The following is a 25,117-nucleotide window of genomic DNA, read 5'->3' as shown; positions in this document are numbered from 1 at the left end:
GCAACCCCTCATGCCTGGTGACCATAGCGAGTTGGAACCACCCCTTCCCATCCCGAACAGGTCCGTGAAACGACTCCGCGCCGATGATAGTGCGGATTACCCGTGTGAAAGTAGGTCATCGCCAGGCTCTTATACCGCAGAACCCCAGCCCACAAAGGCTGGGGTTTTTGCTTTGGCGGCGGGCAAAAAGCCGTGATGCGCTCATATTTGTTCGCCGGTGCCGCGCAAGCGTAATACCATCACGGCTGACTTCCCACTACGCCATTCCATGCCGGACGACTGCGCCTGGTATCTCTATCTTCTCGAATGCAGCGGCGATTCCATCTACACCGGAATCACCACCGATGTCGCCCGCAGGTTTGCAGAGCATGTGTCCGGCAAAGGCGCAAAATACACGCGATCGCGCAAGCCGATACGTGTGATGGGCCAGCTCCGTTTCGACACCAAGTCCGACGCGCTGAAAGCGGAAATTGAAATAAAACGAATGAGTTCGGCGCAAAAGCGCGCTTTTTGCGCTCAGTTGGCGCAGGCAGAACCGAGCCAGTAAATCGACCAGCCCAGATAAAAAACGGCCAGTACCACTGGCCGTTTTGCTTTAGCTGCGGCGTATCAGACCACGGTCAGCGTCACGTCGATATTGCCGCGCGTGGCGTTCGAGTACGGGCATACCTTGTGGGCTTCCTGGACCAGCTTTTCCGCAGCTTCGCGCTCGAAGCCGGGCAGCGAGATCTTCAGTTCGACCTGGATGCCGAAGCCTTGCGGGATCGGGCCAATGCCGACCGCGCCTTCGATCGACGCATCGGCCGGGACGGTAATTTTCTGCTGGGCAGCGACATAGCGCATGGCGCCAATAAAGCAGGCCGAATAACCGGCTGCGAACAGTTGTTCCGGGTTCAGGCCGTCTCCCGCGCCGCCCATTTCCTTCGGCACGGCCAGCTTGGCGTCCAGACGACCATCCGAGGTGACGGCACGGCCGTCACGGCCGCCGGTGGCGGTGGCATGGGCGGTATAAACGACTTTTTCGAGTTTCATTTAAGGCTCCGGTTTGTTGCCCGAGGGGGCGCATCAACGCTTGCCGTTATTCCGGCAGGCTGGAATCGGTTCGCGCTTGTTCAAGCGAGGACCGCAGTGCATGCAGGCGCTGCGTCAGGGCCTGGATCTCTTCGACCGGGCATTGCGTGGCGCACAACATCTGTTCGGGAATACGCGTGGCGGCTTGCCGCAACGCCCTGCCGGCATCCGTCAGGCGCACCTGCACCCGACGTTCATCGGCGGTATCGCGCGTGCGCGTCACCAGCCCGGACGACTCCAGCCGCTTTAGCAGTGGCGTCAGCGTGCCGGAATCCAGCGCCAGCCTGGCGCCCAGCTCGGATACTGTCAGCGTGTCGGTCTCCCACAGCACCAGCATTACCAGGTACTGCGGATAAGTAAGTCCGAGCTCACTCAGCAGCGGCTTATACAACTTTGTCATCGTCAGTGAAGTTGAATACAAGGCGAAGCACAGTTGCCGGTCAAGGAGCAGCCAGTCGGTAGCGGGGTCGTCGTCGCGTTCCATGTCGATATATTAGACACAATTAGATTGTTCGCAATGTAAATTTACAATTTCCTCCGAAGCGACGGAATGTGGTGAGCCGGCCCGTTCACTACTATCGGCCCCGCCAAACCTTAAGTCTGTTTTAAGTCTGCATCGTTAGCATGGTCTCGTGGCGTCGCAACATGCCGACGCCGGATGCTTAACGAAAGGACGACAACATGATGCGCCAGACCATTGTTCGCACGGCCGTCGGTATCGCGGCCCTGGCCGCCCTGGGCGGCGGCTATGCCTATCTGCAGAAGGAGGTCATCACGCCGGGCTATGCGGCCCCTACGTCCGCCGCCGTCGCCCCCCTTGCCGCACAGCCGGCGGCTGCGGTTGCCGCGCCGACGGACTTCTCCGGCATCGTGGCACAGTACGGCCCGGCGGTGGTCAATATCAGCGTCACCGCGCGCGCGCAGCGTACGGCAGCCCAATTGCCGCCGGGCATCGATCCCGACGATCCGCTGTTCCAGTTCTTCAAGCGCTTCGGTCCGCAGTTCCAGGGCCCGCAGAACGGCCAGCCGCAGTTGGTGCGGGGGCTCGGGTCGGGCTTTATCGTCAGCCCCGACGGCGTGATCATGACCAACGCGCACGTTGTCGACGGCGCGCAGGAAGTCACGGTCAAGCTGACCGATCGCCGCGAGTTCAAGGCCAAGGTGCTTGGCACCGATCCGCAGACCGACGTCGCCGTGATCCGGATCGACGCCAAGGATCTGCCCACTGTGCGCCTGGGCGATCCGTCGCGCATCCGCGTCGGTGAGCCAGTGCTGGCGATCGGTTCTCCGTACGGTTTCGAGAACACCGTCACCGCCGGCATCGTCAGCGCCAAGTCACGCTCGCTGCCGGACGACACCTACGTGCCGTTTATCCAGACCGACGTCGCGGTCAACCCTGGCAACTCGGGCGGTCCGCTGTTCAACCAGCGCGGCGAAGTGATCGGCATCAACTCGCAGATCTACAGCCAGACCGGCGGCTACCAGGGCCTGTCGTTCGCGATCCCGATCGACGTGGCGACCAAGGTGCAACAGCAACTGGTGGCGCACGGCAAGGTCACGCGCGGGCGCCTGGGCATCAGCGTGCAGGAGGTCAACCAGGCGCTGGCGCAGTCGTTCGGGCTGCCCAAGCCGACCGGCGCGCTGGTCAACTCGGTGGAGCCCGACAGCCCCGCCGCGCGCGCGGGCCTGAAGCCGGGCGACGTGATCGTGCAGATCGACAACGACGTGGTCGACCACTCGGGCGACCTGCCCGAACACGTGGCCGATATCAAGCCGGGTACGCAGAGCACGCTGAAGATCATCCGCAAGGGCGAGCCGATGACGTTGTCGGTGAAGGTCGGCACGGCCAGGGACCAGGCGGTGGCGCAGAAGGGCGGCGGCAACGAGGCGAGCGGCCGGCTCGGCCTGGCGGTGCGCCCGCTGACGCCTGCCGAAAAGCGCGACAGCGGCATCGATGGCGGCCTGGTGGTCGAGGACGTGACCGGTCCCGCCGCGCGCGTCGGCATCCAGCCGGGCGACGTGATCCTGTCGCTGAACGGCACGCCGATCAACTCGGCCGAGCAGCTCAAGTCGCTGGTGTCGAAATCGGGCAAGCAGGTGGCATTGCTGGTGCAGCGCGACGATGCCCGCATCTTTATTCCGCTCGATCTGGGTTGATCGCAGCCGGCAACGCTGACTGTCCGCAAGCCGTTAACTGGCAAGGCTTTGACGACGAAGTTAACCGTATACGTGCCGTATACCTGGAGGGGTATACGGCCCGCTAAGCCTTGCCTGAGGCGGCATTCAGCGCAACGAACTACTTACAGAAGCCGCGCCAACAGGTATCATCTCGACTGCGATGCACGAAGCATGCGGCGGCAGCCCCCGCCGACCCTGGTTCTGCTGAATCGACAAAAAGGAAGTCTATGCAGTTGGATTTCACCCGTGCGACGACGCCGGGTACCGATCGAGCGCGGCGACTGACGTCCACGACGTCGGCTGCCGGCTCCGCGCCGAAGCCCCGGCGGCGCAAGAAAATGGTCGCCCCGCATTGGGAGCGCGGCTACCGATCGCACTTTTACCGCAACGAACGCGGCGACAAGCTTGGCGAAGTGCGCCTGTCCGAGCGCGGCGAGATTCCCGTGGTCTACCACTGGGCCGCCGGCAACTACTCTGGCGCGGAAGGCTCGCTGGCCCACGCGCGTGCGCGCGTCGAAGAAACGATCGGTTTCGGCATGCGCCAGCTTTCGCTGTTCTGAGCAGGTACTTCGCCGGTGCCGCATCCGCCGGCACTGCGACCGTCCGCGCCATCGCGCCGCGGCGCCTTCGCATCTCCAGCAGTCCCTCCGCAACAGTTCCCGCAGCAGTTCCGCGCCAGTTCTCCGCAGCCTCCAGGAAGCCGTCCCGCATGATCCGCGCAGCCCGCTGTGCGATGCCTTCGCCGTGCTTCAGGCCAGCCGCCGCTGCACCCGCATAACGCTGCCGCGCCCAGCGCCAGCACGGCAATCAGCCGATCGAGATCCTCGCACGCAATCAGTCGGAGCCGAGCCTCGCCAGCGTCTTAACGGGAGCGCAGCGTAGCGGCCAGTTGCCGGATGCCGGCGCGCATCGTGGCGACTGCCGGCTCGCGGCGCGATGCCGCGTCCTTGCCGTAGCGCACGTCGATATAGGCAGCCGTGACAGCCGCGATGGCCTCGGCCGCGTGCGGAAGATGGATGCTTGCGCGGCCCGCATAATCCTGTGGGCCTTCGGCTGGCGCGCGCTCGCAGCCGTGGCGCGCCAGCAGGCCGCAGAAGCGCGCGTAGGCGGCCTCGAGCGGATCCGCCGGCCCGCGGCGCCGCCATAGCGGCACCAGCGCCAGCAGGCACAGCAGCGCCAGCGCGCCAGCGAGAAGCTGGCCGGCGCCGGCGCCGGCGCCGAGCGTGTCGAGCAGCCGCGCCTGCTGCGCATGATCGTACTGCAGCACCCAGCGCTGCCAGGTATAGACCAGGCCTTCATAGGCCCAGCGCAGGTCCTGCAGCCACCCCGGCTGCTGCGACGGACGCCACGTCGCCGCTTCGTTGCCAATGGCCGCATCCAGGCCCTGCTCGATCCGGCTCGGCGCCACCGCGCTGGTCGGGTCCACCCGGACCCAGCCGCGGCCGTCGAGCCAGACTTCGGCCCAGGCATGCGCATCGGACTGGCGCACCACATAGTGCTGGCCGATGGGGTTGTACTCGCCGCCCTGGTAGCCGGTGACCACGCGTGCCGGTACGCCGGCGGCGCGCATCAGGAACACGAAGCTGCCAGCGTAGTGCTCGCAGAAGCCGCGCCGGGTGTCGAACACAAAGCTGTCGACCTGCTCGCGTCCCAGCGGCGGCGGATTCAAGGTGTAGGCGAAGGGCGCGGCGGCAAACAGCCGCAGCGCGGCCTGCACGCGCGCGGCGGGGTCGGCATGGCTCTCGGACCATTGCGCGGCCAGCGCGCGGGCACGCGGATTGCCACCCGGCAAGCTCAGCGCGAGGCGGCGCGTGGCGGGGGTCAGCGCCTCGGGCGCCGGAGCCAGCGTCGACTGCGCGCGGTAGCGGATGCGCTGCTCCACCGGACGCCGCGCCAGGAATTCGCCGTCGGGCGTGAGGGCTGACTCCACACCGGCCGCCAGCGCCTGCCCGCGATCCAGCACGAACAGCCACCGTTGCTGGCTTGGCTCCAGCGTGATGCTGTAGTCGATACCGTGCGCCGGGGCAGCGGCAGGCATCGGCGCCGGCACCAGTTGCTGCTGGCGGTTGCGCGCCGGATACCACGTGGTGCCGTCGTAATCCCACAGCACCAGCGCACGCCAGTACAGCGCCGCGGCCGGCAGCGGCGCACCGGTGACCTCGGCGCGCAGCGCCACCGCCTGTGAGCGGATCAGCTGCCCCACGCTGCCAGGCCGCATGGTGTCGCTGATGCCGGTGGTCCCCGTCGGCGCCGACTGTGGCAACCGCCACAGCGGATGTTCCAGCCGCGGGAACAGCACGAACAGCGCCAGCGCCCAGGGCAGCCCCAGCAGCGCCATGCGCCCCAGCAGCGGCCAGATCGCCAGCTTGCTGCGCGCTTCGGGGTGGTGCAGCAGCAGCCAGTTGCGCAGCACCCACGCGCCGATCGCCACGCTGTACAGCGCCAGCCAGAACGGCTGGTCCGACAGGTACAGCGTCAGCAGCAGGTAAAAAGAGAGCTGCGTGACCAGCGTCGCGTCAGACAGCGCGCGGCATTCGAGCAGCTTGAGGATGACGAAGGCGCCCAGCAGCGCCACCGCGAGATCGCGCCCCATGCCGGCGCCCGCCTGCCAGGCCAGCGCGCTTGCCACCAGCAGCACCAGCATGGCGGTCACGCCCAGCATCCAGCGCGACGGCAGCGGCGCGCGCCGGCGCCACAGCAGCCAGCGCCAGCCCAGCAGCAACACCAGCAGCACGCTGACCGTCACCGGCAGCGTGCGCGCCTGTGGCGCCAGCACCAGCGCGAGCTGGCCGAGCAGCATGCCATGGTCCTCGTGCCGCAGCGGCCGCGCGACCGGTTTCACGCGCCGCCCCCCTTACGCGCGGAGCCAGGCCGTTGCGGCCATAACGCCAGCGCCTCGAGGCAGGCGCGCCGATGCGCCGCGCCCCGCGCCGGCGCCAGTTCAAAACCGGGCAGCCGCAGGCCGGTCTCGGCATCATCGGTTGCGGTCAACAGCCACGCGCACAGCCGCGACAGCCGCGCTTCCGCGTCCATGCCCGCCGGCATCGCGTGCCAGTCCAGCCAGCGCGCCGGACGCTGCGGCGGATCGCCGGCGCGGCTCAGCCACCGTCCGGTGCGCGCGCTGTGCTTCCACGCGATGCGGTGCAGCGGGTCGCCGTTGCGGTAGCGGCGCAACTGGTCGATGCCGTCGTCGCTGTGCATCGCGCCGGCGTGCAGCGCGTCGCCTTCGTCGGGCCGATGCACGGGCGGCGGCGGCGGGGCATCCTGCTCGGGGGCGGGATAGACCAAAGTCGACATTTCCAGGTCGGCATGGCTCCAGACCCGGAACAGCCCGAACGGGAAGCGGCTGGCAAGCACTACGCGCGGCAGCACCAGCCGGCCCCGGCGCACGGCCGGCACCAGCAGCGCGAGCGTGCCGCTGGCATGGCCGTCGAGCGTCAGTTCGGCGGCAGCCACGTCCGGCAGTGATGGCACGCGGGCCTCGATGCCGATGCGCGCGCCGGCGTCGCGGTTGTCGACGCGCAAGTGGAACACCGCCGGCTGCCCGGCATGGGCCGGCGCCACTGGCCCGGCGGCCACGGCAAGTTCGAGCAGGTTGCGGTAGGCCAGCCACATGCACGACATGCCGATGCCGACCAGCAGGAAGGTCAGCGCAAAGCCCAGGCTGATGTTGTAGTTGAGCGAGGTCAGCAGCATCGCGGCCAGCAGCGCGGCAAAACCCAGGCCGCCGCGGGCGGGCAGGATGTAAAGGTGGCGCCGGTCCAGCACCACCGTGCCGCCCACCGGGCGCCGTGCGCGGGTGCGCAGCAGGGCAACGCCCTTGCCGGCGCCGGATAGCCAGCGGCCAGGTCCGCCCGCGCGCGCGGCCGCCCCCGGATCGCGCGCCATGGCGTTCAGGGGATGGCCACGCCGGCCAGCAGCGCGGCCAGCTCGCCGGCGATGGCGGCAGGCCCGGCGGCACCGGCGGGCAGCATTCGGTGCGCGGCCACCGCGGCGAACACCGCCTGCACATCCTCGGGCAGCACCATGTTGCGTTGCGCCAGCAGCGCCCACGCGCGTGCACTGGCCAGCAACGCCAGGCCCGCGCGCGGCGACAAGCCCGCGGCAAAGGCGCCGTGGCGGCGCGTGGCCTGCACCAGCGCCAGCACATAATCGACCAGCGCGGGGCTGGCATACACCTGCTCCGCCGCCTGCTGCAACGCCAGCACCTGTCCGCCATCCATCACCGGCATGGCATCGGGAGCGCTGCCGCCGCCCAGGTACAGCACCCGCTCGAACGCGGCATCGGGGTAGCCCAGCGACAGCCGCATGGTGAAGCGGTCGAGCTGCGACTCGGGCAACGCATGCGTGCCCAGCTGTTCCAGCGGGTTCTGCGTGGCGATGACGAAAAATGGCGACGGCAGCGCGTGCGTGGTGCCGTCATGCGTCACCTGCCGCTCGGCCATGGCCTCGAGCAGCGCGCTCTGGGTCTTGGGCGGCGCACGGTTGATCTCATCGGCCAGCACCACCTGCGCGAATACCGGGCCGCGATGGAAGCGGAACTCGCCCGCCTCGCGCACAAACACCGACACGCCGATCAGGTCCGCGGGCAGCAGGTCGCTGGTGAACTGCACGCGCTGGTACTGCAGACCCAGCGTGCGCGCCAGCGCGTGCGCCAGCGTGGTCTTGCCCACGCCCGGCACGTCTTCCAGCAGCAGGTGGCCGCGCGCCAGCATGCAGGCCAGCGCCAGCCGCACCTGCTGCGGCTTGCCGAGAACGATGCGGCACAACCGGGCATGGGCCTCGGCCAGGGAAGCGACGATGCGTGGGCGAGCAGTCACGTGGGACCTCGGCGCGAAGAGAAGTGGAAGAAAGGGAGGCAGCGGACGCGGGGGCGATGATCAGCGCATTGTAGCGGCGCCGTGAGCGCGCGGCACCGTCTGTTTCCGTACGCAGACGGCGCGCGCCCCGCGCCAGTGGGGGCCGGCTTTGCGCGTGCCGCTTGCGCCAGATCGCGCCGGTTCTGGCATCATGGGACTGTCGGGCCACCGCGGCCCCTGCTGTCTCTTTTCGCCTGCTTTTTTCGCCGCCTGTTTCGCCGCCTGTTTCGCTGCCCGCTGCAATGACCGCCTCGCTGGACTGCCCCGCCGACCTGCCCGCCTCCTCCGTCCTGTGCGCCGATACCGGCGCGCTGCTGCGCCTGGCGCAGGCCTTTCGCGCCCATGGCTTCGTGATCCTGCGCGGCTTTGCCGGCGAGCCGACCTGCGCCGAACTGGAGGCGGTGACGCGCGAGCACCTGGCGGCAGTGGTGCCGCCGGTGGAGTTCGAGGCGGATCTTGGCTATCCCGGCGCGCCGGCCGCGCGCGATGCCGTCGGTGGCGGCACCGTCAGGCGGCTGCGCCAGGCCTACGGGCGCAACGAGGTGTTCCGCCGCTGGGCCACCGACTCCAGGCTGGTATCGGTGGTGCAGGCGCTGCTGGGCGAGCCGGCGTGCATCACGCTGGCGCACCACAACTGCGTGATGACCAAGCATCCGCACTACGGCAGCCAGACCGGCTGGCACCGCGATACGCGCTACTGGTCGTTTGCCAAGCCGGAGCTGGTGACGGTGTGGCTGGCGCTGGGCGACGAAGACGAGCGCAACGGCGTGCTGCGCGTCATCCCCGGCTCGCACCAGGCGCAGCTGGAGCCGGGCCAGCTCGATCCGGCCGAATTCCTGATCGAGGCCCACCCGGCCAGCCAGCCCCTGCTGCAGGCCGCGCAGCCGCTGGCCCTGCACCGCGGCGACGTGCTGTGCTTCGACAGCCGGTTGTTCCATGCGGCGGGGCGCAATGAATCCAATGCGGTCAAGCTGTCGGTGGCGTTCGCGTATTTTGGCGCGAGCAACCGGCCGCTGGACGGCACGCGCTCGGCCGAGTTCGGCAGCGTGGCGCTGCCGACCGCTGGCTGATTCTTTCCGGCGCGGCGGCTGCGCTCAGGTGCGCAGCCCGACCAGCCCGGAGATCTTCTCCGAGGCTTCCAGCAGCGGCGGCAAAAAGCGCTCCAGCATTTCCTGCGCGCTGGTTCGGTTGGCCTGCCCGCTGATATTGATGGCGGCGATGGTGTGGCCGGCGCGGTTGCGGATCGGCGCGGCCAGCGACACCAGCCCTTCTTCCAGCTCCTGGTCGTTCAGCGCCCAGCCGCGCTTGCGGATGTCGGCGACGATGGCCTTCAGCGCGTTGATATCGGTCACGGTGCGGCTGGTGCGCGCGCGCAGTTCGCTGGCGCGCAGCACGCTGTCGAGCTCGGGCTCGGACAGGCCCGCCAGCAGCACGCGGCCCATTGACGAGCAATACGCCGGCAGCCGGCTGCCGATCGACAGGTTGATGGTCATGATCTTGCGCGCCGGCACGCGCAGCACATAGACGATCTCGGTGCCGTCGAGCACGGAAATCGAGCAGCTTTCGTGCACCTGCTGCGACAGCGTCTCCATGATCGGCTCGGCCAGATTCCAGAACGGCATCGAAGTCAGGTAGGCAAAGCCCAGGTCCAGGATCTTGGGCGTCAGCCGGAACAGTCGGCCATCGGCCTGCACATAGCCCAGTCCCACCAGCGTCAGCAAAATGCGGCGCGCGCCGGCGCGCGTGAGGCCGCTGGCCTGCGCGATTTCCGTCAGCGTCTGCGCCGGATGCTGCGCGTTGAAGGCGCGGATCACCGACAGCCCGCGGGCAAAGGACTGCACATAGCTGTCGCTCGGCTTTTCGGGCGAGGCGGCGCTGTCTGCGGTCTTGGGCGCGTCGGGATCGGAATCGCTGGGGCTGGCCATCGGTGTAGCACCGGCGCGGATCGCCGGATTGGCACGGAAAGGCCGAAAGGGTAGAGGAAATGCGGTGTTTGCGCCAGTGCCGGCCCTGGTGCATGGCGCTCAGGCATAGTTCGGCGGCGCCCCGCGCCGGAGCGCCGCCACCATGCTGTCTCCCACACCGTTATGCGGTTGCCGGAGTGATGTGATCAGCGGAAGCTGCGCTGCACCAGCACGAACACCGCCGCCACCGCGCACAACGCGGCAAAGCCGTGCAGCATGTCCATGCCGGCCAGCAGCGTGGCCTGACGGTCGACTTCAAGCGAGATGCTGGCGAGCCCCGACGCGGACAGCGCGTCCGGCGCCTGCAGCACGGGGTTGAAGCGCGTGATGTGCTCCACCAGGTGCGTGCGGTGCTGTGCCAGCCCGTCCTGCATGAATACGCTGGCCAGGCCGGTGCCCATCGCCGAGGCGATCTGCTTGCAGACGTTCTTGAACTGGTAGGCGTGCGAGAAGTCCTCGACCGGCACGTCAAGGTAGGTCATCGACGCCACCTGCACCATCAGCAGCACCGGCGTCAGCCCTTCGAGCAGCACCACCGGCACCAGCGCATAGTCGGGCGCGCCCGGCATCAACTGGAGCGACAGCAGCATCGCCGCGCACGCATAGACCATAAAGCCGATGGCGATCACGCGCCGCTTGCGGAACACCAGCGCCATGCCCAGCGTGATGGCAATGGCGCCGATCGCCGACACCGTGCCGCTGGTCGACAGCAGCATGCAGGTGGTGCGGAAGGTCAGCCCGAGCCCGGTCTGCGTCAGCGACGGCAGCAGGAAGGCCCATGCCGACGACAGCAGGTAATACAGCGTGTAGAAGCCCAGCCCGTACAGGTACTGGCGCCCGGCCAGCCGCGAGAAGTCGATCCACGGATCCGGGTGGCGATACAGCCGCCAGGCGCTGAACGCGAACAGCGCCACGCCACACAGCGCGGCCAGCGGCATTTCCGGCGCGCTGAAAAAGCGCGTATAGCGCATCTCCTGCAGCGTGTGCAGGAACACCAGCGCGCCCAGCGCGGCGGCGATCGCGGCGGGCCAGTCCAGCGTCGATACCGGCGGATGCGGGTCGCGTGGGGCGCGCACGGGATAGGTCAGCGCCACCGACAGCAGCACCGGCAGCGCGATGCCGGCCTGGAACAGGAATACCGCGCGCCAGCCGATATCGTCGAGGAAAATACTGGTGAGCCAGGGCGTGATCGCCAGCATCGAGAACGCCCCGCCGCCAAAGCGCAGCATCAGCGGGGCACGCTCGGCCGGGGTCGACACCAGCTGCACCAGGATGCGCGAGGCCGCGAACAGGCCGCCGGCACCCAGCCCTTGCACCGCCTTGCCGGTAATCAGCCCGGTGGGGCTGGCAAACTCGGCACAGATCAGCGACCCCAGCACGAACACCAGCAGCGACGCCATGGTGAAGCGCTTGTACGTGATGCGGCGCGCGACCTGGTCGAGCACCATGTTCATCAGTACCGCGGTGGCGGCGTAGGCCGAGATCGCGTACAGGTAATCTTCCGGCGCGGCACCGACGCCGCCCTGGATATGCTGGCTCGCCACGCCCATCATCAGCGTGGAAGAGAAGTCGATGCCGGTCACCAGGCCGAGCGTCAGGCCGAACAATGAAAGTCGCCAGTGACCCATCTCCGGGTGACTGGCGAGTTGCATGCGCGGGCGCGCTGGCGTGGGGGCGGGAGGCAGGGCTGCCGGAGCCGATGTGGAAAGCGCGGGGGCCAGGGCGTCCGATGCAGCCTGAACAGGCGTTTGTTGCATCGCTCAAGCATAATGGCGCCTGCAGTCGCGAACTACAGGTTGTCAGGGAAACATTGTCCGGTGAACGAAACAATTCAGTGGAATGATTGGGAAGCGTTCTGCTGCGTCGTCGAGCAGGGAACGTTCACGGCCGCGGCGGAGCAGCTCGATTGCCCCAAGTCGCGCGTCTCGGCCGCGGTGGCGCGGCTGGAAACCGCCATCGGCGCCAAGCTGCTGGAGCGCACTACGCGCCGCATGCGCCTGACCGATGCGGGCAAGGCGGTGTACCGCGACGTTGCCCCGCTGTTCGCGCGGCTGCGCGAGATCCGGCAGGAAACGCTGGCGCGCGAGGAGCGCGTGCAGGGCGTGCTGCGCATTGCCACGCCCTATGAATTCGGCGCCCAGCAGCTCGGCGGCGTGATCTGCCGCACGCTGGCCGCGCATCCGGCGCTCGACGTCGCGGTGGAAATCACGCAGGGTCTGGTCGACCCGATCCGCGATGGCTATGACGTGGCCTTCGTTATCGTCGATGCCGACCTGCCGGACTCCGGCACCGTGGCGCGGCGCATCTATCACGTCGAGCGCGGCCTGTTTGCCGCACCGGCGCTGGCCGCGAGCCTGCCGGCGCAACTGCGCCCGGAAGACCTGGCCAATATGCCGACACTGACCACGCCTGGCGACACCGTGTGGGAATTCACGCGCGACGACCAGACCGTATCGGTGCCGATCCGTCCGCGCATGCAGACCTTCAACGCCGAACTGCGCCTGCAGGGGGCGCTGGCCGGGCTGGGCATCGCCCGGCTGTCGGTGAACTACTGCGAGGCCGAGATCGCGCAGGGGCGGCTGGTGCGCGTGCTGCCCGACTATCCGTTGCCGCCGCTGCGCGTGTTCGCGCTGCTGCCGGACCGGCGCCTGCAGCCGCGCAAGGTGCGCGCCTTCATGGAAGCGATCGAATCGATGATGGTGTCCGAGTTCGAGCCCGAGCTGGGCACGGATGCGGATGCGGGGACGGATGCGGGGACGGGTGCCACCGAGATGGGGCTTGGGGAGGAAGAGGCCCGTCCGGCGGGTTGAGAGCGCCGGCGGGCCGCCACGGCCGGGGCCGTGGCCAAGGGAACGGTTAAATCCGTTTGAGCTCGGCCGCCGTGGCCCTTGGTCCGGCGTCAGTACGCCATGCTGAATACGCTGGCACCCAGACGCGCGATGACCATCAACAGGATCTGCGCGATCACGAACAGCACCAGCGGCGAAATATCGAAACCGCCCAGGCGCGGCACCACGCGCTGGATCGGGCGCAGCACCGGCGCGGTCAGGTGGTCGATGGCGGGCGTGATCGGCGAATGCGGATTGACCCACGACAGGATCGCCATCAGCAGCGTCACCCACATCACCAGGCTGATGCCCCATTTGAGCACGTAGAGCACCGACGTGAGCAGCACCGCCGGCAGCACGGACAGCAGGTTGCCGCCGCTGATCAGCGCGACCAGCAGCAGGAACACCACCGCGGTCAGCCAGGCGCTGACGATCGTGGCCCAGTCGATGCCGCCCACGCCCGGGATGACCCGGCGCAGCGGCCGCACCAGCCAGTCGGTGATCTGGAACACGCCCTGCGACACCGCATTGCGCGTCGGCAGCCGCGTGAGCTGCATCCACACGCGCAGCAGCAGCGCCATGCCGAACAGGGTAAAGACGATATCCAGCAGGAAGAGAGCGATTTCCGAGAGCATCGGTGCGTTTTCCGGTAACGGGTGAAGGTGTCTGCAACCGCACAGATTCTGCCATAGCCGGCCGGGCGCCCGGCACAAGTGCGCGGGCGCGATGTGGACTGCCGGGCGGTAAGCGCTGCAACGGCATGCGCGGACTCTATAATTGCGAGCGCCCGCGGATATTCCGGCGGGTTCTTCTTTCTCCGCGCTTTGTTGCCATCCATGCCCACCAAGTCCGCCCCGTCACGGAACCAGCCCCCGCTCAGCCAGGCAGACTTCGAAGCGCTCTCAGACTTCCGCTACCAGCTACGGCGCTTCCTGCGTTTCTCCGAGGACGCCGCGCGCGAGGAAGGGCTGACCGTGCAGCAATACCTGTTGCTGCTGCATATCCGCGGCTGCCCGGACAAGGACTGGGCCTCGATCGGCGAACTGGCCGAGCGCCTGCAGGCCAAGCAGCATGGCGTGGTGGCGCTGGTCAACCGCTGCGAAGCCGCCGGGCTGGTCAAGCGCCGGCTCAATCCCGAAGACCGGCGCGTGGTGCAGGTGCACCTGCTGGCCAAGGGCGAGCGCTGCCTGAGCCGGCTGGCGATGCTGCACCGGACCGAGCTGGAATCGCTGCGCGGCACCTTCCGCGTGGCGCGCATCACGCAGTTCAACGACGACGGCGCCGAACGCAGCTGAGCACGGCTGGCGCCCTCTGCGCCCGCAGTTACAGGCAGTTACCAATCACAAGCTCCGGTGACACCCGCTGCCCGCCGGCGGCCCTAGACTCGCGCGCATTCCCTAAAACACGCGCAGCGCGCAGGAGTCCAGACATGTCCTACCCCGTTCGTTCGGTTGTGCTTGCGGTGCTTGGCGCCGGTGCGCTGGCCGGGTGTGCCACGCCGTATGGCTATGACGCCGGTTATGGCGGGGGGTATGGCGGTGGCTATGGCGGTGGCTACAACGCCGGCTACAACAACGCCGGCTACAACAATCCCGGCTACAGCACCGCTGGCAGCACGGGCTACGGCACCACCATCAGCGGCTATCCGGCGCAGCAGGGCTATCCGCAACAGGGTTATCCGCAGCAAGGCTACCCACAGCAGAGCTACCCCCAGCAAGGCTACCCGCAGCAGCCGTACCCCGCGGACGGCAGCTATGGCAACCACTACGGCAACGAAGCCTACGGCGTGCGCTACGGCTGGGTCGAAGCGATTGAAGTGGTGCCCGGCCAGCCGCCCTCGACCAGTGGCGCGGGCGCCGTGGTCGGCGGCATCGTCGGCGGCCTGCTCGGGCACCAGGTCGGCCGCGGCCGCGGCAATACCGTGGCCACCATCGGCGGCGCCGTTGCTGGCGCGGTGGCCGGCAATGAGGTCGAGAAACGCACCGGTTCCAGCGCGCCCGCCTACCGCGTGCGCGTGCGCACCAGCGACAACGCCTACCTGACGCTGACGCAGTCCGACGCCTACCAGATGCGCATTGGCGATCGCGTCAGGATCGAGAACGGCGTCGCGGTGCCGTACTGATTGCCGGCGCTGGCTTGGGCACCTTGAACCGTGCCAGCGCCTGGCGCGTATCGGTGCGCGCCGCAGGGCGTTACAGCGATTGCGCCAGAAAGGCCAGCGCGCGCCCGTGCGCCAGTGCGGCGCTGGGCTGGTGGTAGGAAGCGCGCGCCCAGCAGTTGAAGCCGTGGTCGGCGTTGGGGTAGACGTGGATCTCTGCGCCGGGTTTGCCGGCCAATGCCTCGCGCACGGCTTGCACGGCCTCGGGCGGGATATGCGCGTCGAGCGCGCCGTAGTGGAACTGCACCGGCACGCGGATATTCGCAGCCTCCTGCAGCTCGTTCTGGATGCCGCCGCCGTAGTACGGCACGGCCGCATCCACCAGTCCGTGCGCCGCGCTCAGGTACGCCAGCAGGCCGCCGAAGCAGTAGCCCACCGCCGCGACCTTGCCGGCGCCGGTGTGCTGGCGCAGCGCCTGCACGGTGGCGGCGATATCGTCGAGCGCGGCGGGCACGTCCACCGCCTTGCGCAGCGTCATCGCGCGCGCCATGTCGTCGCCGTCATAGCCGAGCTCGATGCGCGGCGCCTGGCGCCAGAACACGTCCGGTGCCAGCACGGCGTAGCCGTCCGCGGCGTACTGGTCGGCCACGGCGCGGATATGCTCGTTCACGCCGAAGATCTCCTGCAGCAGCACGATGCCGGGCGTGCCAGGCTTGCCGGGCTTTAGGCCCGCGGGCGGCAGGCTCAGGTAGGCATCGAAACTGCCTGCGGCGCTTTCAACGCGGATCCACTGGCTGTCGGGAATGGCTGTCATGGGGAGGCTCTCCGGAATGGCTCTGAACAGGAAGACAAGATGCGCGGCTCGCGCCGCACGCCAGCCGCAAGTGTGCCACCGGGCGCCGCTTCATGCAGGCGCGACCTCTCGCGCGTCAATATGCCCGTGACTGCCGGTAACGCTTGTTCCAGTTGTCGGTGTACGCCTTGACCACCGCCGCGTCGCCGCGGATCAGCATGCCGTTCTCCGCATTGCGCTCCTGCGCGGACTTGGTGAAGTTGAACGATCCGGTGAAGACCGCCTGGTCGTCGAACACCATCACCTTGTTGTGTGCGATCGCTGGCTTGTTGTCGATCACCACCGGCACGCCGGCGTGCTTCAGGTACGTGGCGCTGGTATAGCGCTCCGACTGCTGGCTCTTGTCCAGAATCACGCGCACCTCCACGCCGCGCTTGTGCGCCTGCGCCACGGCCTCGGCGATCGGCGCGCTGGTGAACGAATAGGCCTGGATCAGCAGCCGGTGGCGCGTGCTGCGGATCGCATTGACCAGCAGCGCCTGGCAGCTTGCGCCATCGGGCACGAAGCACAGCGTGTAGCCGCTGCCCTGCGCAAACGGCTTGCTCGGCAGCGGCTGCGCCTGCGGCGGCTGTGCGGGCGTGCCGGGGCGCGCGGGGAAGTGTTTGGCAACCGCTTCGTTGAAGGTATCGCTGATGCTGTCGGCGATGGTGTCGGTGACCTGGTCGAAGGTCGAAGACGAACGGGCGTGCGCTTGCGCGAGCAAGTGGCTGAACGGGTTGAACGAGGTGAAGGCTGATATGGCGGCAGCCAGGCTCAGGCCCAGCACGGCCCGGCGAATAAATCTGACAGTCACGGCGGATCTTTGCTTCAGTAAGCGACAGCATTGCGCGCGCCGCGCGCTGCATGCTGTCAGGGGCGGGTCCGCAGCGTAGCAGCCGCTTACGCCACTGGCAAAGGAGGATTGTGTAACAGGATCTGCGTGCGCTGCATGGCGCGGCGCGGGCCTTGGGGCTATCGGTGCGCGGCGCCTATGATGGATGGAACCCCCGCGGGCCCGCCCGCAAGGAGAGGGACATGACCAACCATACGTACAAGCTGGTCGAGATCGTCGGCTCTTCGCCCGATGGTACCGACCAGGCCATCCAGAGCGCCATTGCCAAGGCCGGCGAAACCATCAAGAACATCGACTGGTTCGAAGTGGTGGAAACGCGCGGCCATATCCAGAACGGCAAGATCGCGCACTTCCAGGTCACGCTGAAGATAGGCTTCCGCGTGACCTGAGCGCGGCGCGCTCACCCCGCGGCACTGCTCCCGGCACGCACGCGCCTTGCGCCGCGCGCGCGGCTTCCCGCGCATGCGCGTGCAGGCGCTGCAGCGCCGGCATCTTCTCCATGAAGGGCGCATTGGCGGTCTGCGGCACCAGCCTGAGCCATTGCCGGGCCTGTGCCGCGCGCGCCGGTCTGCGGCGATGCGCCCCAGGCAAGCAGGCGGCTCAGTCGAACTGGTATGAATAGGTCATGTTGATCCGGGGCGAGCGGCGGCTGGCATTGGTCGGCTTGTCCCCCACCGGCTGCGCCACCGACAGGTCCAGCGTGTAGTAGCGCCGGTCCGAGAAACGCGCGCCGAGCGCCACCGACGACAGACTGCGGTGCGCCAGCGTCATGCCGTTGGCGTACACGCGCGCCACGTCGGCCGCCACATAGGGCTGGATCGTGCGCAGGTAGGTCAGGTCGGGCTGGAACAGCCGGCTGATTTCCGCCGACGCCCCCCAGCCCTTGTCGCCCGCCACTTCGCCGGCGGGGTAGCCCAGCCCGAAGAACCGCCCCCCGAAGCTGATCTGCTCGCCGGAGGCCAGGCGGTCGCCGCTGTACTGACCGGCCGCGGCCAGCGTCAGGCCGAAGCCCGCCGGCAGGTCCTTCGATTGCGACAGCAGCAGACGCGTGCGGAAGAAGCTCAGCTCGTTGGTGTTGTTCTGGCGGCTGGCGCCGAGCGCGTCGAAGCCCTTGTACAGGCCCAGCGTGGCGTTGCGGGTCACGCCTTCGCCGCGTTGCACGTAGGTCAGTTCCGCGGTGGCCACGCGCACATTGGTGCCGAGGGTCACGCGCGTGCCGGTGGCGGTGTGGGTATAGCGCTCGAACTGCTCGGCGCCGTAGAAGCCGCCGGTCACGGTCAGCGCATGCGCGTGGGACAGCAGCAGCGGGTAGCTGAGCGCGCCGCCGATGCGCTTGGTGTCGTTGACATAGCGCGGGTTGAAGCCGATCGCCCCGAGCGTCGCGTTCTGCGGCACGCCGCGATAGTGCGAGGCGTTGAGCCGCGCAATCATGCCCTCGGTGCCGATCGGTTGCGCGTAGCTGGCCGCGTAGTACTCCTCGTTGTCACGGCCCTTGGGGAACAGCGCGGATACCGAGATCTGTTCGCCCAGCGGCGTCAGGCTGTTGGTGGTCGCGGTGGCGATGGCGCGCAGCCCCGGCGACATGTATTCGATGCCGGTGCCGAAGGTGAAGGGCTTGCGTTTGACGTCGAGCACCATCTCGCAGGCGCCGTCGGTGGTGGTCGGCGGCTGCACTGTAGCGGCTACCTGCAGGCCGGGTTGCAGCGCCAGCACGTTGACGTAGTGCTCGAAGCTATCCTGGCGCAGCGGACGGTCCTGCTGCAGTTTTTCGGCAATCGCGCGCAGGCGGCCCTCGGCGGGGCCGGCCTTGCCGGTCACGGTAACCTTGGCGACGTAGCCTTCCACCACGGTCACCAGCACATCGCCGTTGGCGAAGTCCTGCGCCGGCACGAAGGCGAATGACAGCGGGTAGCCGCGGTCCTTGTACATCTTCGTCACCGCGTTGGCGGCTTCGAGCAGCTGGGCCACGGTGATCTCGCGGTTGGCCAGCGGCGCGAACTGCCCGGCGACCTCGGCGAACGGCAGGGTCTTTGCCCCTTCGATGCGAAAGCGCCGCGGCGTCAGGCGCGCGTTGAGCAGGTCCTGCATCGCCGCTTGCGGCCGCTCCACCTGCACGGTGACGCTGCTGTCCGGCCGGGCCGGAGCGATTTTCGGCAGCGTCTGGGTCGGGTCGCCCTGGACCGGGCTGCGCGGATCGGCCAGGACCAGGCCGTGATGGAACGCGCCGACGCCGACCAGCAGCGCGGCAACGCGATGACGTGCACGCATGGCAATACCCCTGTAAGGAAATACTGCGGCTATTGACGTGGCGTGCCACCGGCGGGGGGATTGCCGCTATCCCCGGGGCGCCTGCCGTCCGATGCTGCCGGATCGGCGCGTGGCCGCTACGTTGAATCTCGAAGGTTTGGGTGCAAGGTCGGGCAGGCACCGCTGTCCGCGCGCTCTCGCGGACAGCGGCCGGACGCGGGCTTACTTCTGCCCGAGCGCGCCGGAGAGGCAGCCCAGCAGGCCGCCGACCAGCCCGCCGACGGGGCCGGTGGCGCCGGTGGTGGCGCCCTTGCCGGAGGTGCTGCCCGAAGTCGTGCCGGTGCTGCCGCCGGTCAGGCCGGCCACGGCGTTGGTGACCGGTGCCAGCGGGCTGGCAGTGGTGCCGCCACTGGTGGCGCCACCCGCGGCGCCAGCCACACCACCAACCACGCCATTGACTACGCCGCTGACCGCGGTCGTGACGGGAGCTAGCGGGGTGCTGGCGGTGGCAGAGGTGAGCCCGCCGGTGACGGAACTCGTCAGATTGGTGACGGGGGCCAGCGGCGAACCTCCGCCGCTGCCACCGCCGCTGCCGCCAGTGACGCCGCCGGCCAGCGCCGTAACCGGTGCCAGCACCGGGCCCAGCGCGCCCAGGCCACCGCCGGTGGCGGGCCCGTTCACCGCGCCACCCAGCGCTGCCACCGTGGTGCCCGTGGCATTGACGGTGCCGCCGACGCCCGACACCACCGGCGCGTTGGTCTGCTGCAGCCTGGTGCCGGCGGTAGCCAGCGCGCCGCCCACGGTCGCGAGCAGGCCGGCGGTGGGTGTGCCCACGCCGGTGGCCGCACCCAGCGTCTGCGTGGCGTTGGTCAGTTGCGTGGTGAGCGGCACGATCAGCTTGCTGGCCGTGGTGGTGACCTGCTCGACCGGGCCGGTCGACAGCACCGACGTGAGCGTCTGGCCGGTACTGCCGACGGTGTTGCCCAGCGTATCGACCACGCTGCCGAGCGGGCTGGTCAGCGGTGCCAGCGGCGCGAGTTGCCCGGTGCCCAGGCCGCTGACGGCCGTGCCGGCGCTGGACACCGCGTTGCCGACCTGGGTCACCACGTTGCCGGTGCTGGCGACCGTGGTGCCGACCGGGTTGGTGGAATTCGGCATATTGCCCAGGCCCGCTTGCAGGCCGGTGGCCAGCGCGCCCACGGCGTCGCCGGTGGAGCCGACCACGCCCCCCAGCCCGCTCTGGGTTTGTGCCGGCACCAGCGGCAGGTTGGCGCTGCCAAGCTGCGTGCCGAGGTCGCCGACGGCGTTGCCCGCGCTGCCCAGCACCGTGCCGGTGTTGTTGACTACTGCGGCGGTCGGGGTGCGTGCGGGCGTCTCACCACCGGTGTTGCCACCGTCATTGCCGCCGTTGTCCCCACCGGTGCCGCCGGTACCCCCGGTGCCTCCGGTTCCACCAGTTCCGCCCGTGCCGCCGGCGACGTCGGTGCCGCCACCGACGCCACCCGTGCCACCGGTGCCGGCGTTCTTGCTGCCGCCATTGGTGCCCTGCGTGCCGCTGGTTCCCATGGAGGTCGATCCGCTGCCGCTGGCGCAGCCGCCCAGGGCCAGCAGCGTTGCAAGGAGTGCCGTGACTGCGAGTTGTTGTTTGCGCATGGTGGATTCCCTTATCCCGTCGTTCAAATCGCTCAGCCGCGCAACGCGTTCGACTGCTTGCGTGCTGCGGTTCGCTTCCATGGCGCAATCGGTATGCCAGCGCACAGACAGGCGTGCGCGGATGCCCTGCGAAAGCAGGGAGCGTCGCCCGCAAAGGCTTGCGTAGTGCAGGTTTCGCGCCACCGCGGCAACGCTGGCAGAGCGGGATCGAAGGCGTGCCGTGGTGTTACGCGTTACGTAACGTGTGTCGTCCGCAGGGAACAAGAAAGCGGACGCATGGCGGCTGTATGCGAGCGCGATGCGTGGCCGCGCTGCGTCGGATCGAAGCGCCCTTGTCCCGAACTTGTTCCCGCGTTTGTTCCCATCGGCACGGAACACGTTACGTAGCACGTAACACGTTTGCCCGATGCCGCGGCATCGCCATTGCCGGCTCGCCGCGGCCCGCGCATCGCCCCAAAAGGCGCGCTGGACATGGCTTGCAGCGCCGCGGTACCGGTCAGGGCCGGTGCGCGCCAAGGCCAGCCGGGACGCTGGCACGCGGCTTGCCATTCCTGTCACCGACACGCCGACGACCTCGCGCTCCACCGTGCCGCCGCGCCCTTGCGGGCGGCTTGCCCGGCGGAGCAAAGCGGGCAGCGGGGAGGCCCGCCGGCATTCCCATGCGGCACAACAAGACAGGACGGCCCGGCGGCGCCGCGGCCTGCTGACAGGAGAAAAACAATGAAGTCCATGAGCTCATTCGCCGCGGCCTGCGTGGCCGCCATCGCCTTGCTGGCCGGCTGCTCGTCGAGCGGCGGCGGCAGCGGCGCCAATCCGCGCCCGAGCGGCGGCGACTCCGATACCCCGGTTACGCCGGCGCCGCCCGCGGCCAAGGACCCCACGTCCACCGGCAAGGTGGTGCAAGGCACCACCAATACCGTGAGCGCCACCGGCAACGCCGTCAGCGAGATCGGCAAGACCGTCCAGGACGCGCCGCTGCCGCTGCTGCCGACCGAAGCGCGCTACGGCGCCGGCGGGGTGCTGGTGAATGCCGGCGAAGCGGTCGGCGCGCTCGGCGCAGGTGTGGGCAACGGGCTCGGGCAGATGGGTGCGGTGGATAACCCGGTGGGCGTGACGGTGTCCAGCACCGGCAACGTGGTACAGGAAGTGGGCGACGTGGTCATCAGCGCGGGCCAGCTCGTGCGCGGTCTCGGCACCGAAAAGCTCTCGCCGCTGGCGCCGGTGACCTCGCCGCTGGGCACCGCGATCAAGCAGGTGGGCGTCGGCGTGTGGGGCGGTGGCGCCAAGGTGCACGGCCTGCTGTCCGAAGGGCCGGTGGCGCAGGTCACCGATGCGGTCAGCAAGGTCATCGTGCCGCTGACCAGCAAGGTCACCGACGGCACCCAGACGCTGGGTGCCGCCACGCGGGTGGGCGAGCCTGGCGACGGTTTGCTCTACAAGGTCGGCAATACGCTGGCGACCGGCGGCAGCATGCTCAGTAACAGCCAGGCGCCGGTGGTCGCGCCGCTGGGCGGCGTGGTGACCGAAGCCGGCAAGACTGTCGCGGCCGCGGGCGTGCTGCTGAACGGCGGCGGCAGCGGCGCTCAGGGCGGTGGCACCGGCAATTCGGTGGGCGGGTTGCTGAATAGCCTCCCCCTGGCCGGGATGGGCGGCGCGCAGGCAGGCGGCGAGAGCGCGTCCGGGGGCGCGCGGGCGCCGCTGACCTCGGTGCTGGCGCCGGTGACCGGCCTGGTCGGCGGCATCAGGAATGCCGGCAGCGCAAGCGATGGCGGCGATGGCAAACCAATGCCGCAATTGCCGTTGGTCGGTGGTCTGCTGCGCTGAAATGTCTCATCCCGGATAGGGGTTTTTACGGTGCGCTGATGCTCATCACCCCGTCGCAGCGCATCTTTTTCTTGCGCCTGGCGCCGTGCGGGCAATCGACCGCGGCGCCAGGCTGCAGGCCGGTTTCCAGCCGGCCTGCCGGTTCTTTAACAACGCGGGACCAAGCGTGGGCACGGCGTTTGAAACGGTCATGCTCACCCCATCGGGTCATTACTACCACCTAAAGGAGGGGTATGGTTGAGACATTGCGTGCCTTATAAAAAAGTGCAGCAAGCGTGAAATGTCGATAAAAGAGCGGGCCACAGAGTCCCGCGATAATCGAACGGGGGAAGCGTGATCGCGGTTTTTTTCGATCACTCGGGAGTGAAATCATGAAACGACTTATTGCACGCTTCATCAGGGACGAGCGCGGCGCCACGGCTATCGAGTATGGCCTGATCGCCGGTTTGGTTGCCTTGGCCGTGGCCGTCGGGGCCAGCACACTCGGCACAAACCTCAACACTGGCTTCACCAACCTGGCCACCCGGGTCCTGGCGTGGCTTCCCGCCGCTGGCGGTTCGAACCCATAACACCCACGTGATTGCCGCGCTCCTGTGCGCGGCGACCCTCTACACAGACCTCGCTCACCGGCGCGTTCCCAACGCCGTGCTGGCGGCTGCCGTGCTGGCCCTCGGGCTTGCGCTGCTGACCGGGCACGCCGCGGAGCCGCCGCTGGCCGCGCGCCTGCTGGGCGCGGGGCTGGGTCTTGCCGTCACGCTGCCGGTATACGCCCTCGGGCGCATGGCGGCGGGCGACGTCAAGTTCCTGGCGGTGGCGGGGCTGTTCACCGGCCCGCAGGGACTGGTGGTGGCATGGGTCGTCGGCAGCCTGCTCGGGCTGGTGCACGCGCTGCTGGCGCTGGCACTGGACGGCAGTGCGCTCGCGGCGCGCTGGCAGCGCGCGGCGGCACGCGTGCGCGTATCGATGCGCGCGCAATCGATGGGTGAAGCGAGGGGTCAAACGATGGCTCAAACGATGGGTCAGGCAATGCCTGCACAGCACAACGGACTGGCAGCCCCGGCGCAGTTTGCCAGGGCACGCGGCATCCCGTATGCCGCGTACCTGGCCGTGGGCGTGCTGGCCTGGATGGCCGCGGGCCAATAGGCGCGGCACGGCGCCGCCGGCCGGCGCAGCGACAGCAGAAAAAGGACCGGGTCAGATGTTGCAGCACGCACGGGTCAGGATGCAGGGCAACCGGCGCAGCCACCACGCCGGCAGCGCCGCGGTCGAGTTTGCGATCGTGGTGCCGGTGCTGCTCGCCATCGTCATCGGCATCGTCTATTACGGCATGGTGCTGGCGTTGCAGCAGGTGTTGACGCTGGCCGCCGAGGAAGGCGCGCGCGCCGCGCTGCGCTATCCCTCCGGCGTTGCCGGCACCGGCGCTGTCGCCACGCAGGCGGCGCGCGTCAACGCGGCCGCCGCCACCGCGCGCAACACGCTCCCCGGCTCAATCAGCGCACTGCTCGGCAGCAGCACCGTCGCGCAGGCAGTGCCCTGCGCCGAAGCCGCCACCGACATATGCGTGCAGGTCACGCTGAACCTGCCCACCGCCAGCATCCTCCCCGCCGTACCGTTGGTGCCCGTACCGGCCACGCTGTCGGGCTCGGCCATGGTCCAGCTTTCGCCCGATATCTGAGCGTGCGGCGCATGAATCATCCCGCTCCCTTGTCCGCAAAAAGGATTCCCGCATGACCAGCAAGCAGATCCGACTCCTGGCGATCGCGCTGCTCGGCCTGGCGCTGCTGCTCGCGCTGCTGGCGTGGCAGGTCGGCCGCCAGCCCGCGCCGCCGCGCGCGGCCGACAAGTCCGCCGCGACGCTGCATCCGGTGGTGGTGACCACGCGCGCGGTGGAAGCGGGCAAGCCGCTTGCCGCCGATGCGCTCAAGGTCGAGATGCTGCCGATCGATCCCGCCGGCGCCTACACCGAGGTGGCGCGCGTCAGCGGCCAGGTGCCGCTGGTGGCGCTGGGCGCCAACGTGCCGGTGCTGGAGGGCCAGCTGTTGGCGGGCCTGGCCATGCAGGTGCCCGAAGGCGAGCGCGCCGTCGCGGTGTCTGTCGATGAAGTGATCGGCGTCGGCAACCAGGTGCAGCCCGGCGATTACGTCGATGTGTTCCTGGTGCTGCGGCGCGACCAGCAGGAGATCCCGCAAAGCCAGGCGCGCATGCTGCTGTCGCGGCTGCGTGTGCTCGCCTACGGCGTCGCCGCGGTCAACCAGCCGCAGAAGGCGAAGCCGGAACAGATGATGGCGCGGCAGGAGGGCGCCAAGACCGCGGTGCTGTCAGTGCCGCTGGAGCAGGTCAGCCAGCTGGCGATGGCGCAGCAGTCCGGGCGCCTGCTGCTGGCGCTGCGCAATCCGCACGACGAAGCCATGCCCAGTGACGGCATGTTTGCCGAACCGCCCGCGGCGCTCGTGGCACGCGCCGGCGCCCCCGCCGATGCGCAGCGTGGCGCGCCGGACAAGGCCGTGGCCGGCGTGCTGCTGTCAGGCCTGGCCGCAACCGCGGGCGGCAGTGCCCCGCGCGCGCCGGTGGCAGCGCCGGCGCCGCGTCCGCTGCAGGTTGCCGCGCCGCCCGCGCTGTCCGTGCCAAGACAGCAGGCGCGGGAAAGCGCTGGCGTGGAAGTGATCCGCGCGGGCAAGCGCGGCATCGAATAAGAACGTGAGCGGCAACC

At 68.9% G+C, this 25,117-nt stretch carries 25 protein-coding genes and 1 rRNA gene; 14 read left to right on the top strand and 12 right to left on the bottom strand.

Annotation, left to right across the window (positions count from 1 at the left end; translation table 11 throughout):
- Window positions 1–13 precede the first annotated feature (13 nt).
- Window positions 14–127 (top strand): 5S ribosomal RNA (rrf, locus tag AB1I47_RS19045).
- Window positions 128–268: 141 nt separating this feature from the next.
- Window positions 269–547 carry a GIY-YIG nuclease family protein gene (locus tag AB1I47_RS19040; RefSeq protein WP_354685298.1) on the top strand — a complete coding sequence of 93 codons (279 nt, stop codon included), beginning with the start codon at window positions 269–271 and terminating at the stop codon, window positions 545–547.
- Between the two features lie 62 nt (window positions 548–609).
- Here AB1I47_RS19040 and AB1I47_RS19035 read toward each other — a convergent pair whose 3' ends face one another.
- Both AB1I47_RS19035 and AB1I47_RS19030 read right to left on the bottom strand, forming a co-directional pair.
- Window positions 610–1,032, bottom strand: coding sequence for an organic hydroperoxide resistance protein (locus tag AB1I47_RS19035; protein ID WP_354685297.1), 423 nt, complete (start codon window positions 1,030–1,032; stop codon window positions 610–612).
- Between the two features lie 46 nt (window positions 1,033–1,078).
- A complete protein-coding gene (locus tag AB1I47_RS19030) occupies window positions 1,079–1,555 on the bottom strand; it encodes a MarR family winged helix-turn-helix transcriptional regulator (protein WP_354685296.1) in 477 nt (158 codons plus the stop codon).
- 197 nt (window positions 1,556–1,752) lie between these two features.
- On the opposite strand from AB1I47_RS19030, the gene AB1I47_RS19025 reads away from it, so the two are divergent.
- Both AB1I47_RS19025 and AB1I47_RS19020 read left to right on the top strand, forming a co-directional pair.
- Window positions 1,753–3,228: a DegQ family serine endoprotease gene (locus AB1I47_RS19025; protein ID WP_354685295.1), complete on the top strand. Its 1,476-nt coding sequence runs from the start codon at window positions 1,753–1,755 to the stop codon at window positions 3,226–3,228.
- A 248-nt stretch (window positions 3,229–3,476) separates the two neighbouring features.
- Window positions 3,477–3,809 (top strand): hypothetical protein, encoded by a 333-nt coding sequence (locus tag AB1I47_RS19020; protein ID WP_354685294.1) that lies wholly within the window; start codon window positions 3,477–3,479, stop codon window positions 3,807–3,809.
- A gap of 302 nt (window positions 3,810–4,111) precedes the next feature.
- On the opposite strand, the gene AB1I47_RS19015 is transcribed toward AB1I47_RS19020, so the two are convergent.
- The 3 genes from AB1I47_RS19015 to AB1I47_RS19005 are packed head-to-tail and all read right to left on the bottom strand — an operon-like array spanning window position 4,112 to window position 8,069.
- Window positions 4,112–6,091 carry a transglutaminase TgpA family protein gene (locus AB1I47_RS19015; RefSeq protein ID WP_354685293.1) on the bottom strand — a complete coding sequence of 660 codons (1,980 nt, stop codon included), beginning with the start codon at window positions 6,089–6,091 and terminating at the stop codon, window positions 4,112–4,114.
- The gene (locus AB1I47_RS19010) at window positions 6,088–7,137 is read right to left on the bottom strand and encodes a DUF58 domain-containing protein (protein ID WP_354685292.1); all 1,050 of its coding nucleotides are present in this window, start codon (window positions 7,135–7,137) and stop codon (window positions 6,088–6,090) included. Before AB1I47_RS19010 ends, AB1I47_RS19015 begins: the two co-directional genes overlap by 4 nt.
- A gap of 5 nt (window positions 7,138–7,142) precedes the next feature.
- Entirely contained in the window at window positions 7,143–8,069 is a 927-nt protein-coding gene (locus AB1I47_RS19005; RefSeq protein ID WP_354685291.1) for an AAA family ATPase, read from the bottom strand.
- 281 nt (window positions 8,070–8,350) lie between these two features.
- On the opposite strand from AB1I47_RS19005, the gene AB1I47_RS19000 reads away from it, so the two are divergent.
- Window positions 8,351–9,178: a phytanoyl-CoA dioxygenase family protein gene (locus AB1I47_RS19000; protein WP_354685290.1), complete on the top strand. Its 828-nt coding sequence runs from the start codon at window positions 8,351–8,353 to the stop codon at window positions 9,176–9,178.
- A gap of 24 nt (window positions 9,179–9,202) precedes the next feature.
- Here the strand turns inward: AB1I47_RS19000 and AB1I47_RS18995 are convergent, their stop codons facing one another.
- Window positions 9,203–10,033, bottom strand: a complete 831-nt coding sequence (locus tag AB1I47_RS18995; protein ID WP_354685289.1) for an IclR family transcriptional regulator — start codon at window positions 10,031–10,033, stop codon at window positions 9,203–9,205.
- 185 nt (window positions 10,034–10,218) lie between these two features.
- Window positions 10,219–11,829 (bottom strand): MFS transporter, encoded by a 1,611-nt coding sequence (locus tag AB1I47_RS18990; protein ID WP_354685288.1) that lies wholly within the window; start codon window positions 11,827–11,829, stop codon window positions 10,219–10,221.
- Window positions 11,830–11,889: 60 nt separating this feature from the next.
- On the opposite strand from AB1I47_RS18990, the gene AB1I47_RS18985 reads away from it, so the two are divergent.
- Window positions 11,890–12,882 carry a LysR family transcriptional regulator gene (locus tag AB1I47_RS18985; protein WP_354685287.1) on the top strand — a complete coding sequence of 331 codons (993 nt, stop codon included), beginning with the start codon at window positions 11,890–11,892 and terminating at the stop codon, window positions 12,880–12,882.
- Window positions 12,883–12,971: 89 nt separating this feature from the next.
- Here AB1I47_RS18985 and AB1I47_RS18980 read toward each other — a convergent pair whose 3' ends face one another.
- On the bottom strand, window positions 12,972–13,535 hold the full coding sequence (locus tag AB1I47_RS18980; protein ID WP_354685286.1) for a YggT family protein: 564 nt from the start codon (window positions 13,533–13,535) through the stop codon (window positions 12,972–12,974).
- 201 nt (window positions 13,536–13,736) lie between these two features.
- On the opposite strand from AB1I47_RS18980, the gene AB1I47_RS18975 reads away from it, so the two are divergent.
- Both AB1I47_RS18975 and AB1I47_RS18970 read left to right on the top strand, forming a co-directional pair.
- Window positions 13,737–14,195, top strand: a complete 459-nt coding sequence (locus AB1I47_RS18975) for a MarR family winged helix-turn-helix transcriptional regulator (RefSeq protein ID WP_354685285.1) — start codon at window positions 13,737–13,739, stop codon at window positions 14,193–14,195.
- A gap of 134 nt (window positions 14,196–14,329) precedes the next feature.
- The gene (locus tag AB1I47_RS18970; RefSeq protein WP_354685284.1) at window positions 14,330–15,022 is read left to right on the top strand and encodes a glycine zipper 2TM domain-containing protein; all 693 of its coding nucleotides are present in this window, start codon (window positions 14,330–14,332) and stop codon (window positions 15,020–15,022) included.
- Window positions 15,023–15,092: 70 nt separating this feature from the next.
- On the opposite strand, the gene AB1I47_RS18965 is transcribed toward AB1I47_RS18970, so the two are convergent.
- Together AB1I47_RS18965 and AB1I47_RS18960 are read right to left on the bottom strand one after the other, a co-directional pair.
- Window positions 15,093–15,812 (bottom strand): dienelactone hydrolase family protein, encoded by a 720-nt coding sequence (locus tag AB1I47_RS18965; protein ID WP_354685283.1) that lies wholly within the window; start codon window positions 15,810–15,812, stop codon window positions 15,093–15,095.
- Window positions 15,813–15,927: 115 nt separating this feature from the next.
- The gene (locus AB1I47_RS18960) at window positions 15,928–16,644 is read right to left on the bottom strand and encodes a phospholipase D family nuclease (RefSeq protein ID WP_354685282.1); all 717 of its coding nucleotides are present in this window, start codon (window positions 16,642–16,644) and stop codon (window positions 15,928–15,930) included.
- Window positions 16,645–16,865: 221 nt separating this feature from the next.
- Here AB1I47_RS18960 and AB1I47_RS18955 point away from each other — a divergent pair, with 221 nt between their 5' ends.
- Entirely contained in the window at window positions 16,866–17,072 is a 207-nt protein-coding gene (locus tag AB1I47_RS18955) for a dodecin (RefSeq protein WP_354685281.1), read from the top strand.
- Between the two features lie 211 nt (window positions 17,073–17,283).
- Here the strand turns inward: AB1I47_RS18955 and AB1I47_RS18950 are convergent, their stop codons facing one another.
- A complete protein-coding gene (locus AB1I47_RS18950; RefSeq protein ID WP_354685280.1) occupies window positions 17,284–18,951 on the bottom strand; it encodes a ShlB/FhaC/HecB family hemolysin secretion/activation protein in 1,668 nt (555 codons plus the stop codon).
- A 201-nt stretch (window positions 18,952–19,152) separates the two neighbouring features.
- Entirely contained in the window at window positions 19,153–20,583 is a 1,431-nt protein-coding gene (locus AB1I47_RS18945) for a collagen-like triple helix repeat-containing protein (protein WP_354685279.1), read from the bottom strand.
- Window positions 20,584–21,312: 729 nt separating this feature from the next.
- Between AB1I47_RS18945 and AB1I47_RS18940 the strand changes: the two genes are divergently transcribed.
- The 5 genes from AB1I47_RS18940 (at window position 21,313) to cpaB (ending at window position 25,100) form a co-directional block, all read left to right on the top strand.
- Window positions 21,313–22,407: a collagen-like triple helix repeat-containing protein gene (locus tag AB1I47_RS18940; protein ID WP_354685301.1), complete on the top strand. Its 1,095-nt coding sequence runs from the start codon at window positions 21,313–21,315 to the stop codon at window positions 22,405–22,407.
- A gap of 371 nt (window positions 22,408–22,778) precedes the next feature.
- Window positions 22,779–22,976, top strand: coding sequence for a Flp family type IVb pilin (locus AB1I47_RS18935; RefSeq protein ID WP_354685278.1), 198 nt, complete (start codon window positions 22,779–22,781; stop codon window positions 22,974–22,976).
- A 7-nt stretch (window positions 22,977–22,983) separates the two neighbouring features.
- Window positions 22,984–23,550, top strand: a complete 567-nt coding sequence (locus AB1I47_RS18930) for an A24 family peptidase (protein ID WP_354685277.1) — start codon at window positions 22,984–22,986, stop codon at window positions 23,548–23,550.
- Window positions 23,551–23,605: 55 nt separating this feature from the next.
- Window positions 23,606–24,082: a TadE/TadG family type IV pilus assembly protein gene (locus AB1I47_RS18925; protein WP_354685276.1), complete on the top strand. Its 477-nt coding sequence runs from the start codon at window positions 23,606–23,608 to the stop codon at window positions 24,080–24,082.
- A gap of 52 nt (window positions 24,083–24,134) precedes the next feature.
- Window positions 24,135–25,100, top strand: a complete 966-nt coding sequence (gene cpaB, locus AB1I47_RS18920) for a Flp pilus assembly protein CpaB (protein ID WP_354685275.1) — start codon at window positions 24,135–24,137, stop codon at window positions 25,098–25,100.
- Window positions 25,101–25,117: the final 17 nt, after the last annotated feature.

The sequence above is a fragment of the Cupriavidus necator genome (genome assembly GCF_040578825.1).
Taxonomy (GTDB): Bacteria; Pseudomonadota; Gammaproteobacteria; order Burkholderiales; family Burkholderiaceae; genus Cupriavidus; species Cupriavidus necator_E.
The sequence above is the reverse complement of the archived record's forward strand: the minus strand, read 5'-3'. Positions and strand labels throughout refer to the sequence as shown.